Genomic DNA, 10,643 nt, shown 5'->3' with positions numbered 1-10,643 from the left:
CGCTCTCGGCGCTCCTCGACCAGCGGGGCAGGTCCTCGTGGTCGCGCATCGTCAGGCCCCCATCCGGTTGTTCTGCAGCTCGTAGACCGCGAGCAGCTCGTCGATCGCGTGCGCGGCGCTGTCGCCGCCGGCCGCGAACATGTCGCTCACGTGGGTGCGCAGGTGGTTCTCGACGAGGAGCTTGTTGAGGCTGCGCAGCGACTTCTGCACCGCGAGGGACTGCGTGATGATGTCGACGCAGTAGTCCTCGTTCTCGATCATTCTCTCGAGGCCGCGCATCTGCCCCTCGAGGATCCTCGTGCGGTGCAGCGCACGCTTCTTCAGGTCGTCGATCACCCGTTCACCATATACCCCCGGGGGGTATACGCGCTCGACTAGGATCGGGGGGTGCCAGCCGCCGCCCGAGTGATCGTGCTGCTGCCGACCTACGACGAGATCGCGAACCTCGAGTGGATCGCGGGCCGCATCCGTTCCGCACTCCCGGATGCCGACCTGCTGATCCTCGACGACGACAGTCCCGACGGCACGGGCGAGCTCGCCGATCGCATCGCAGCGCGCGACGAGCACGTGCGCGTGGTGCACCGCACCGTGAAGGCGGGGCTCGGCGCGGCGTACGTCGACGGCTTCCGCCGCGCGATCGCCGACGGCTACGACGTCATCGTCGAGATCGACGCCGACGGCTCGCACCCGCCCGAGTCGCTGCCCGCCATGATCGCCGAGGTCGAGGGCGGCGCCGCCCTCGCGATCGGCTCCCGCTGGGTGCCCGGCGGGTCGATCGTCGGCTGGCCGAAGCGGCGCGAGCTGCTCAGTCGCGCCGGCAACCTGTACACGCGGATCGCCCTCGGCATCCGGGTGCAGGATGCCACGGCGGGCTTCCGCGCGTACGCTTCGCGCGTGATCGCCGCCATGGATCTCGACTCCATCGACTCGAAGGGATACTGCTTCCAGGTCGACATGACGTATCGCCTCGCCCGGGCCGGCGAGCGGATCGTCGAGGTGCCCATCGAGTTCCGCGAGCGCGAGCACGGCGTGTCGAAGATGAGCGGCGCGATCGTCGTCGAGGCGATGCGCCGCGTCACCCGCTGGGGCCTGCAGCGTCTGGTGGGGGCCGAGCCGCGGTGACCCCGCACGGGCGGCGGGGGCTCTCGGCCTGGGCGGTCGTCCTCCTCGCAGTTGCCGCGAGCGCTGTCGCGTTCCTGCGCCTCGACCCGCTCGCCCGAGACACGGTGTGGGCGGAGGACGGGCGCTACTTCCTCGGCGGCGCGCTCGACGGTGCAGGGGCGCTCGAGCCGTACCAGGGCTATCTGCAGTTCGTGCCCCGCGTCCTCGCGGGGCTGATCACCTCCCTGGTGCCGATCGACGGCTGGGCGATCGCGCTCACCGTCGCCTCGTCACTCGTAGCGGGCGCCGTCGCCGCAGCCGTGCTCGTCGTCACGCGCTCGCTCCCGTTCGCCTGCGGCACGCGGATCGCGCTCGCCGCGCTCACGGTGCTCACTCCCGGCGTCGCCACCGAGGTGCTCGGCAACGTCGCCAACGCGCACTGGCTGCTGCTCTGGCTCGCCCCCTGGCTGCTGCTGTTCCGGCCGCGCTCGTGGGCCGGCTCGGCGACGGCGGCCGCGCTCGCGCTCGTCGCCACGCTCACCGAGATCCAGATCGTGGTCTTCGCCCCGCTGCTGCTCGTGCACGCGCGCGAACGGCGGCACTGGCCGATCATCGGCGCGACCGTTCTCGGGCTCGGCGCGCAGTTCGCGACGACGCTGCTCGCGCCACGCGCCATCGCCGGCGGAGGACGGCCCGGCATCCTCTCGATCGCGCTCGGGTACGCGCTGCACGTGGGCGGGTCGGCGTGGCACGCGCCCGGCGAGGACCTCATCCGCCTCGTCGCCGAGCGCGGATGGTGGGTCGCGCTGCTTCCGCTCGTCCCGTTCGCGATCGCGGTCGCCGTGCTCGTCGTCCGATCGCGATCCACGCGCTGGCTCGCGCTCGCGCTCGCGACGGCATCCGTGATGCTCTTCAGCGCCGGATTCGAGCTCAACGCCGGCCCGGACCTCGACTACGCCGCCCTGCCGGCGAACGTGCTCGCGGAGGCGCACGCCCTGCGCTACGGCGTCGTGCCCGCCATGCTGCTGCTCGCCGTGCTGCTGATCGCGGCCGATCGTGGCCTCGCGTTCGCGCGGCGCGGCGCGGATGCCGGTGGCACCGGTCCGCGGGCGCGGCGGACGGCAGCGCGCCTGGTCGCGGGAGCCGGATTCGCGATCGTCGTCGTGGGCGTGCTCACGGCGGTCGCCACCTCGGTCGGCGCGACCGACTCGTTGCGCAAGTCCGCCGGGCCGTCGTGGTCGGCATCGCTCGTGAGCGCGCGCGCCGCGTGCGCGGACGGTGCGGCATCCGTCGACGTGCAGACGGCGCCGGACAAGCCGGAGTGGCGCATCGCGCTCGACTGTGCGCTGCTCATCAGCCCTCGGTCGTAACGTTGCGGGTATGAAGGTCACGAAGCTCGAACACGCCTGCCTCCTCGTCGAGATCGATGACGCGAAGCTCGTGATCGATCCGGGATCGTTCACGGTGCCGCTCGCCGACCCGACCGGGGTCGTCGCGGTCGTCATCACGCACGAGCACGCCGATCACTGGACGCCCGACCACCTCGCGCGGATCACGCGAGCGAGCCCGGATGCGCGGATCTTCGGCGCCCCCGGGGTCGTCGCGGCGGCCGACGGCTTCGAGGTCACCCCGACGCACGACGGCGACACGGTCGAGGTCGGCCCGTTCACGCTGCGCTTCGCCGGGACGACGCACGCCGTCATCCACTCGTCGGTGCCGACGGTCGACAACGTCGGGGTGCTCGTCAACGACACGCTGTTCTACCCGGGCGACGCGTTCACCGTGCCGCCGTTCGAGGTCGACACGCTCGCCGCCCCGGTGGGCGCACCGTGGCTCAAGGTCGGCGAGGCGATGGACTACGTGTCGGCCGTCGCGCCGAAGCGCGCGTTCCCGACGCACTCGATGACTCTCTCGAAGGCCGGGTTCGACATGCAGAGCGCGCGGCTCGCAGCCATGACGGATGCCGCCGGCGGCGACTTCCGCATCCTGGAGCCGGGCGAGTCGATCGAGCTCTGAGGTCAGGCCGCGGGCGCGGTCGGTGCAGGCGGAGCGGCGGGCGCCTCGAGGGGCTCGATGACCACGGCGGTGCCGTAGGCGCAGAACTCGGTGAAGTTGCCGATCGACCCCGAATCGAAGCGCATCGCGACGACGGCGTTCGCGCCGCGCTGCTGCGCCTCGGCCCACATGCGGTTCATGACATCCGCCCGCGATTCGTAGATGACTCGGGTGTACTCGGGCATCTCGCCGCCGCCGATGGCGCGGAACCCCGCGGTGAAGTTCTGGCCGATGTTGGCCGAGCGCACGGTCAGACCCATGACCTCGCCCATCACATGCGTGATGCGGTAGCCGGGAACGTCGTTGGTGGTCACCACGAACATGTCGTCCTCTTTCTCTGTCGTCGTGCAGAGCCTAGGCGTCACAGACGAGGGTCGACGGGCTCCGACTCGAGGCCGAGCACGCCGAACACCGCCTCGTGCACGCGCCACAGCGGCTCGCCCTCGGCGAAGCGCCGGGCGGCCTCCAGACCGAGCGCGTACTCGCGCGCCGCGAGTCCGCGCTTGCGGCCGAGGCCGCGGTCGCGCAGGCGGGCGATCGCGTCCGGCCGGGTGTAGTCCGGACCGTAGATGAGCCGCAGGTACTCGCGGCCGCGCACCTTGAGGCCGGGCTGCGCGATCGAGCGGCCGCGCCGCACGAGCCCGGCCGCGGGCTTCACGACCATGCCCTCGGCGCCGTTGGCCGTCAGCCGCTCCCACCACGCGACGCCCGCCTCGACCGACCCGGGGTCGTCGACGCGCACGTCGATCGAGCGGGTGGTGCGCACCAGGTCTGGCGCGGCCGCGGCGAGGCGCTCGGCGACACCGAGGTGCCACGCGTGCGGTCGCTCGACGAGCAGCCCGCCCTCGGCGGCGATCAGCTGGAACGGCGCGAAACGGATGCCGTCGGCCGGCACCGGCGCGCCGAAGCGGCGCACGACGTCCGCGTACCGGATCGCGTCATCCGTTCGCTCGCGCGTCGCCGCGAGCAGCGCGGACACGTCGATGCCCCGGGCCGCAGCCGCCTCGAGCGCCGCGACCGACCGGGGCAGCGCGAGACCGGCCGCAGCGCCGACCGCCGCGTACTGGTCGCGGATGATGTCCTCCGCCTTGAGCGACCACGGCAGCGCCTCCCCGTCGAGCACGATCCACGACGTGCCGAGCTCGTCCCAGAGCCCGATCGCGTCGACGGCCGCGTGCATCCGGTCGAGGAACGCGCGCTCCTCGTGCGCGGGCAGGAACGGGCGCCCGGTGCGCGTGTAGAGCGCGCCGCGCCGGTCACCCGACACCCCGAACCGCGCGGCGTCGCGGGCGAGCACGGCGATCGCCCGCGAGCCCATGTGCTTCTCCTGGCCGACGACGTCGAGCACCCCGCCCTCGCGGTAGAACGCGAACGCCTCGTCCGGGTGCTCGAGCACATCGGCACGCTTCGCGGTGTTCGTCGGGCTCATCGTCGGCGGCAGGTAGACGAGCCAGCGCGGGTCGATCGCCCAGCGGCTCATCACCTCGAGGGCGCCCGCGGCGGCATCCTCGCGCACCGTGACCGGGCCGAGCACCGCCGTCTCGACGATGCGCTTGCCGAGCACGTCGTCGATCGTCGGCGCATCCGCGCGCCGCTGCGCTGTCGAGGGGGCCGTCGCCGGAGTCGCATCCGTGGCGGGCGCGAGCGGCCGCGCCGGCTCGCACCAGACCCGCTCGGCCGGCACCGAGACGAGCTCGCGCTCGGGGTAGCGCACCGCGGTCAGCCGTCCGCCGAACACGCAGCCGGTGTCGATGCAGATCGTCCGGTTGATCCACTCGGGGTCAACCGTGGGCGTGTGGCCGTAGACCACGGTCGCCGCACCGCGGTAGTCCTCGGCCCACGGGTAGCGCACCGGGAGGCCGTACTCGTCCGTCTCGCCCGTCGTGTCGCCGTAGAGCGCGAACGCGCGCACCCGCCCGGACGCCCGGCCCTGGTAGCGCTCGGGCAGTCCCGCGTGCGCGACCACGAGCCGGCCGCCGTCGAGCACGTAGTGCGACAGCAGCCCGCGCGCGAACGCGGCGACCTCGTCGCGGAACTCGGGTGGCTCCCCCGCGAGCTGCGCGAGCGTCTCGGCGAGCCCGTGCCCGGTCGACACCTTCTTGCCCTCGAGCGCCCGGGCGAGCTTGTCCTCGTGGTTGCCCTGCACGCTGAGCGCCGCGCCCGATCGCACCATCCCCATCACGAGGCGCAGCACGCCGGGCACGTCGGGTCCGCGGTCGACGAGGTCGCCGACGAACACCGCGCGCCGGCCCTCCGGGTGCCGGGCGTCGACCGCCCGGCCGAGCGCATCGCGCTCGATCGACCAGCCGAGCTCGGTGAGCAGCGACTCGAGCTCGCCGCGGCATCCGTGCACGTCGCCGATCACGTCGAACGGGCCGGTCTCGTCGCGGGCGTCGGTGAGCAGGCGCTCGCGACGGATGCCGACCGCCGCGATCTGGTCGGCATCCGTCAGCACGTGCACCCGGCGGAATCCCTCCCGCGCGAGCCCGCGCACGGATCGCCGCATCGCCTCGGCCTGCCGCCGGACGACCGCCGCCGGGATCGAGCGATCGGCGCGCTCGGCGTTGCGCGCGATCGCGACGCCCGCCGGCACGTCGAGCACGATCGCGACCGGCAGCACGTCGTGCTCGCGTGCGAACCGCACCCACTCCCGGCGGTCGTCGGGTCGCACGTTGGTGGCGTCGACGACGGTGAGCCGGCCGGCCTTCAACCGCTGCGACGCGACCGCGCGCAGCGCCTCGAACGCGGCCGGGGTCGCGGACTGGTCGCTCTCGTCGTCGGCCACGAGCCCGCGGAAGTAGTCGCTCGAGAGAGTCTCGTACGGTCCGAAAGCCCGACGCGCGAACGACGACTTCCCCGATCCGCTCACGCCGACGAGCAGCACGAGCGACAGCTCCGGGATGCCGAGCTCGCGGATCGCGTCGTCGCTCATGCCGTGCCCTCCCGCCGCAGGATCGCGAGCTGCGTGGGCGCGCCGAGCGCGCCGTCGACGGGGCCGACGCCGCGGTGCTCGACACGGTATCCGCGACGGCCGGCCACGGCATCCGTCCACGCGGCGAACTCGGCGCGGGTCCACTCGAAACGGTGATCGGGGTGCCGGCGCGCGCCCGTCGCGAGCGCCGGGTAGAGCGCGTTGTACTCCGCGTTCGGCGTCGTGACGATGACGGATGCCGGTCGCGCGTCGCCGAGCACCGATCCCTCGAGCGCGTCGAGGCGATCCGAATCGACGTGCTCGATCACCTCCATGAGCACGATCGCGTCGAGGCCGCGCAGCCGCGGGTCGACGTAGGTCACCGAGGAGTGCAGCAGCTGCACCCGCTCGCGCGCGCGATCGCCGCGCTCGTCGAGGTGCAGGCGCTCGGCGGCGCGCTCGAGGGCTCGGGCCGAGACGTCGGTGCCGACGATGCGCTCGAACCGGGGGTCCGCGACGAGGTCGGCGAGCAGCGCTCCCTCGCCGCACCCGACGTCGGCCACGGAGTGCGCGCCGACGTCGGCGAGCGCTGCGAGAACGGATGCCGCGCGCTGGCGGGCGAGGGACGGCACGCGCGGGGCGGCATCCGCATCCGTCTCCGTCGCCCGTGTGCTCGCGTCGTCGGCGTCGAGCAGCCGGGCCGTCGCGTCGGCGACGAGCTCGCGCTGGCAGGCGAGCGATCGGCGCAGGATGAGGTCGCGCTCCGGATGGGCGGCGAGCCAGCCCTCGCCGCTCTGCAGCACCTTGTCGCCCTCGTCGTCGCCGACCCAGTAGTGCTTGGCGCCGTCGAGCACGGGCAGCAGCAGGTAGAGCTGGCGGAGGGCATCCCGCAGGCGCACCTCCCCCTCGAGGGCGACGGACACCGTGGGGGCGTCGCCCCAGTCCGGACGCGCCGGATCGAGCGGCACCCGCCCGACCTCGACCCGCCAGCCGAGCGGCTCGAACAGTCGCGCGACGAGGTCCGCCTCTCCGCCGTCGGGCACCGCCGCGAGCTCGAGGCGCAGCGGCAGCGGACGGGCCGCGAGCTCCGGGCGCGCGTCGCAACGGCCGGTGAGCGCCGTGCCGAACACCTGCTTGATCGCGACCGCGAGCAGGGAGGATGCCACGTACGGCCGGTCGTTGACGTACTGTCCGAGGGCGAACGCGTCGCTGCCGCGCCAGCCGCGCACGAGCCCGATCGGGTCCACCTCGAGCAGCAGAGCGGCCGTGCACACCCCGGCTTCGACGACCGGGTAGAACACGTGCGCCTGCCCGACCGAGAGCGGGAACCGCTGGTGCCGGTCGGGGTGCTTGTGCAGCAGGAAGCCGAGGTCGGCGGCGTCGGGCGCCTCGTAGGTGATCGTCAGCAGCACGACGATCGAGCCTAGCCCCGGATGAGGTGCGCTCGTCGAAGCGTCACGGATGCCCGGACGATCCGTGCTCTGACGATCCGCGCTCTGGCGGTTCGTGCGCGAACGCGGTCGCCCGGGACGGAGCGCTTGCCGCTGCCGACCGTCGGCGGCGCGCGTCAGCGACCGGATGCCAGGGTGCGCCGCGGCGCCTCGCGCCGGTCCCGTGGCAGCAGGAAGCCGGCGGCCGTCAGCCAGATCAGGCCACCGAAGCGGACGAACGGCAGCAGCACGTCGAGCCCCTCCCAGAGCATCGAGAGGAACGCGAGCTCGCCGAGGCCGCCGAGCACCAGCCCCGCCCAGCCGAGCCATCGCGGCAGGAGGCGGAGGATCACCGCCGGCACCGCGATGCCGGCGATGAGCAGCCCCAGACCACCGGCGAATCCGACGCCACCCAGGAGGAAGACGAGCTCGGTCACGAGATCGGACAGCGCGGAGGGAAGCGCCGTGACCTGCGTCGCCGCCCAGCCGAGCAGACCGGCGAGAGCGAGCAGGATCGACGCGGTGATGCCGCCGAAGAAGCTGATACCCGGCCCGGGCACCCGGATGCCGAGCCGGAGCTGCCGCGCATACACGGTCGCCCCGTAGATGCCGAGCGGGATCGATCCTGCGAAGACGAAGAACCCGTTCCAGAAGGCCGAGCCGAGCCCGTAGGCGACGACCGAGGCGACGGTGAAGGCGAGCACGACGAGCCCAAGGGCGCCGGGCGGCGGTCCGTCCGGGCGGCGACGATCGGCTGCTTCGGAGGTACTATCAGTCATGCAGTAAATCATTCACCATGTGAATCATCATGTCAATGCAGTATCTTGGGGGCATGCCGACTCCGCCGCGCCCCGCCAGGATCGGCTTCCTGCTCTCGCAGCTCGGCGCGCACGCGGCTGAGGTGTTCGCCGCGCAGATCCGCCCGCTCGGCCTCACCGCATCCGAAGCCGGGGTCGTCCGCATCATCGGACGCACGCCGGGCCTCACCCAGCGGCAGCTCGCAGAGCGGCTTGGTGCGCAGCAGAGCCGCGTGGTCGCGCTCATCGACGGCCTCGAGCGCAAGGGCCTCGCCACGCGGACCAGGAGCACGGCTGACCGGCGGGCGCAGCAGCTCGGGCTCACGGCCGCGGGGCGCGCCATGCTCGCCGAGCTCCGCAGCGCGGCGGAAGCCCAGGAGGCCGTCATCGCGGGCAGTCTCGGCGAGCAGGAGAGGGCCGATCTCTACGCCCTGCTCTCCACGCTGAGCGGCCGCCTGGGACTCGACGCCGATGTCCACCCCGGGCACGGGCGGAGCGCCGACGAGCCGACGGGCGCGACTCGGCCGACGGCGTGAGAGAGCCGGCCATCAGGCGATCTCGCTGTCGCGCGCAGCCACCGCGCCGTGACAACGGGTCGAGTCCGCGGAACTCACGGCAGCGCGGAAAATCGCTCCTCGCAGACCGGGCATCGCGGTGTCGTCTCGTGATCCCGTGTCGGCACGAAGTACTGGCCACAGAGCGACCGCACGCCCTTGCCTTCGACGGTCGCCTCGGCAAGGTTGCGACGATGGGAATAGTGCGCGAGCTCGTTCGGCACGGGCGCAGCGAGCTCGTTCGCGTCCACGAGACGCTGCAACTCCGCCACGCGCTCGTCCAGTCGACCAGCGTCCAGCTTCGGGGAGTAGATGCCACCGCCCGAGTCCCATGCCATCTGCCGGGGCTCCAGAGTCGTCAGAACACGAAGCTCAGCTGTCCAGCCGAGTCGTGAACCCTTGTGTCGGTCGACGAGGTCGATCTCTACCAGGAGGTCGTCAGAGTCGTAATCCGGATCCCGGACCCGGTCGACGGTGACAGTCACCGTGCCCAGGTCCGGCTCTTCAGATTTCGGGTGCGGAAGGCTGAAGGTGATCTCACGAGCACCCAGCGCCCGCTTGAGCACCGCAAGTACTGCGCGCTGGACCGTCAACTCCCACTCGACCACGAGCATCGCCGCGGCCTCGCGTCTGAGCTGCCGCTTGTCAGCGTCGGTCGGCAGCCACGCGTCCGTTGCGCCGCTCTCGTCAGCGCGTGCGAGCCGTTGATAGAAGTCGTCGTGGTCCTTATGGTCGCCCTTGGCGATGCCCGCCGCGACGAGCCACGGCTCGCCGGTCGCGTCATCGATCCACACGCCGCCACGCCACTGGCTCTGCTTGATCTCGAGAAGCCGATTCCGCCGGCTGCTCCGGATCGGCCCCTCGTGCAGATCGGCGGCCGGGTCAGCGCCGAAGCTCTCTGCGGCCTTCTTGATGATCGGATGGTCGATTTCGATGAGGGGTGAGTGCGGGTCGAGCCCCTCGGAACTGATCGCCATGCCGAGGTCGTCGCGCAGCACGCGAAGGGTCGGGCGGCCATGACGGGAAAGACTCACTCAGCCATTTTGCCGACGACGACAGACACCGCTCGTGCGCCGCGCACGAGCGGTGCCCATGTCTTACGTCAGAGCAACTCGGCGAGCTCGTCGATCGCGGCGTTCTTGATCTGCTGGTGACGAGCGAAGCGCTCGGCGAGCTCGCGACGGTCACGCTGACGGCGCTGTTCGAAGGCGAGCAGATCACGTGCACGGATACGACGATCACGGCCGACAGGCTCGGAGAGGATCTCGCCGCGGTCGAGGAGCTTGTACAGGTGCGTGCGACTCATGCCGAGTCGCTCGGCGGCCTTACTCGGAGTGTACGTCTCGTCGAGGTCGATCGCAGCGATCGCAGCGCCGTCGAGGACGTGACCGTAGATCGCGTGCACAACGTCTCGCAACTCGGGTGAGATGCTTGCGGCCGCGGTCTCCAGCTGAGCCAACTGCTCAAGCGAGACACGGGACGTGTCGATGGTGTCCATGGTTGCCCTCTGGTTTCCGTGCTGGTTACCCACCGCGCGGTGTGTGTCACAGACCGCGCAGATGTCACAGATGAACCTACCGGACATACCGGGCTCGGTCAAGCCCGGTTCGGCCTGTTCCTGCGAGCGGGACCCGCGGATGACACGACCGCGGCGTGGATCGGGATCGCCCCGCGAAGTAGTGCCCCTTAACGTGGTGTAGTTCGCGGTGGCCGGTCTCGTCGTAGACGTGGGCGCGGTCACCGTGTAGTCCCTTCGAGGAATCTCCTACAACCCACTCGAAAGGCATCTTCACGA

Annotated in this window: 11 protein-coding genes; 4 read left to right on the top strand and 7 right to left on the bottom strand. The window is 71.9% G+C overall.

The genetic code is table 11. From position 1 onward, the window contains the following. Positions 1 to 51: 51 nt before the first annotated feature. Positions 52 to 336: a metal-sensitive transcriptional regulator gene (locus QT381_RS11610; RefSeq protein ID WP_289249107.1), complete on the bottom strand. Its 285-nt coding sequence runs from the start codon at positions 334 to 336 to the stop codon at positions 52 to 54. A 51-nt stretch (positions 337 to 387) separates the two neighbouring features. Between QT381_RS11610 and QT381_RS11605 the strand changes: the two genes are divergently transcribed. From QT381_RS11605 to QT381_RS11595, 3 genes are read left to right on the top strand one after another with little or no spacing between them, the layout of a single operon-like run. Further along, entirely contained in the window at positions 388 to 1,122 is a 735-nt protein-coding gene (locus tag QT381_RS11605; RefSeq protein ID WP_289249106.1) for a polyprenol monophosphomannose synthase, read from the top strand. After that, positions 1,119 to 2,471: a hypothetical protein gene (locus QT381_RS11600; RefSeq protein ID WP_289249105.1), complete on the top strand. Its 1,353-nt coding sequence runs from the start codon at positions 1,119 to 1,121 to the stop codon at positions 2,469 to 2,471. The genes QT381_RS11605 and QT381_RS11600 overlap by 4 nt, the downstream gene beginning before the upstream one ends. Before the next feature lie 10 nt (positions 2,472 to 2,481). After that, the gene (locus QT381_RS11595) at positions 2,482 to 3,117 is read left to right on the top strand and encodes an MBL fold metallo-hydrolase (protein ID WP_289249104.1); all 636 of its coding nucleotides are present in this window, start codon (positions 2,482 to 2,484) and stop codon (positions 3,115 to 3,117) included. A 2-nt stretch (positions 3,118 to 3,119) separates the two neighbouring features. On the opposite strand, the gene QT381_RS11590 is transcribed toward QT381_RS11595, so the two are convergent. The 4 genes from QT381_RS11590 to QT381_RS11575 form a co-directional block, all read right to left on the bottom strand. Continuing rightward, a complete protein-coding gene (locus QT381_RS11590) occupies positions 3,120 to 3,479 on the bottom strand; it encodes a YbjQ family protein (protein WP_289249103.1) in 360 nt (119 codons plus the stop codon). Positions 3,480 to 3,517: 38 nt separating this feature from the next. Continuing rightward, on the bottom strand, positions 3,518 to 6,088 hold the full coding sequence (locus tag QT381_RS11585; protein ID WP_289249102.1) for a polynucleotide kinase-phosphatase: 2,571 nt from the start codon (positions 6,086 to 6,088) through the stop codon (positions 3,518 to 3,520). Next, positions 6,085 to 7,479 (bottom strand): 3' terminal RNA ribose 2'-O-methyltransferase Hen1, encoded by a 1,395-nt coding sequence (locus tag QT381_RS11580; RefSeq protein ID WP_289249101.1) that lies wholly within the window; start codon positions 7,477 to 7,479, stop codon positions 6,085 to 6,087. Before QT381_RS11580 ends, QT381_RS11585 begins: the two co-directional genes overlap by 4 nt. Positions 7,480 to 7,634: 155 nt before the next feature. After that, positions 7,635 to 8,276: a hypothetical protein gene (locus QT381_RS11575; RefSeq protein WP_289249100.1), complete on the bottom strand. Its 642-nt coding sequence runs from the start codon at positions 8,274 to 8,276 to the stop codon at positions 7,635 to 7,637. A gap of 53 nt (positions 8,277 to 8,329) precedes the next feature. Here QT381_RS11575 and QT381_RS11570 point away from each other — a divergent pair, with 53 nt between their 5' ends. Further along, positions 8,330 to 8,830, top strand: a complete 501-nt coding sequence (locus tag QT381_RS11570; protein WP_289249099.1) for a MarR family winged helix-turn-helix transcriptional regulator — start codon at positions 8,330 to 8,332, stop codon at positions 8,828 to 8,830. Positions 8,831 to 8,904: 74 nt separating this feature from the next. Here the strand turns inward: QT381_RS11570 and QT381_RS11565 are convergent, their stop codons facing one another. Together QT381_RS11565 and QT381_RS11560 are read right to left on the bottom strand one after the other, a co-directional pair. Then, positions 8,905 to 9,882, bottom strand: a complete 978-nt coding sequence (locus QT381_RS11565) for a DUF3039 domain-containing protein (protein WP_289249098.1) — start codon at positions 9,880 to 9,882, stop codon at positions 8,905 to 8,907. Positions 9,883 to 9,950: 68 nt separating this feature from the next. Then, positions 9,951 to 10,346, bottom strand: coding sequence for a helix-turn-helix domain-containing protein (locus QT381_RS11560; protein WP_289249097.1), 396 nt, complete (start codon positions 10,344 to 10,346; stop codon positions 9,951 to 9,953). Positions 10,347 to 10,643: the final 297 nt, after the last annotated feature.

This window comes from Galbitalea sp. SE-J8 (assembly GCF_030345695.1).
GTDB lineage: Bacteria > Actinomycetota > Actinomycetes > Actinomycetales > Microbacteriaceae > JAUASV01.
Note: the sequence above shows the minus strand (reverse complement) of the source record. Positions and strands in the feature narration are given on the sequence as shown.

Excerpts from the sequence above, each read along its gene's own strand:
- QT381_RS11595 (WP_289249104.1), top strand. The coding sequence starts at position 2,482 with ATGAAGGTCACGAAGCTCGAACACGCCTGCCTCCTCGTCGAGATCGAT.
- QT381_RS11590 (WP_289249103.1), bottom strand. The coding sequence starts at position 3,479 with ATGTTCGTGGTGACCACCAACGACGTTCCCGGCTACCGCATCACGCAT.
- QT381_RS11585 (WP_289249102.1), bottom strand. The coding sequence starts at position 6,088 with ATGAGCGACGACGCGATCCGCGAGCTCGGCATCCCGGAGCTGTCGCTC.
- QT381_RS11575 (WP_289249100.1), bottom strand. The coding sequence starts at position 8,276 with ATGACTGATAGTACCTCCGAAGCAGCCGATCGTCGCCGCCCGGACGGA.
- QT381_RS11570 (WP_289249099.1), top strand. The coding sequence starts at position 8,330 with ATGCCGACTCCGCCGCGCCCCGCCAGGATCGGCTTCCTGCTCTCGCAG.
- QT381_RS11560 (WP_289249097.1), bottom strand. The coding sequence starts at position 10,346 with ATGGACACCATCGACACGTCCCGTGTCTCGCTTGAGCAGTTGGCTCAG.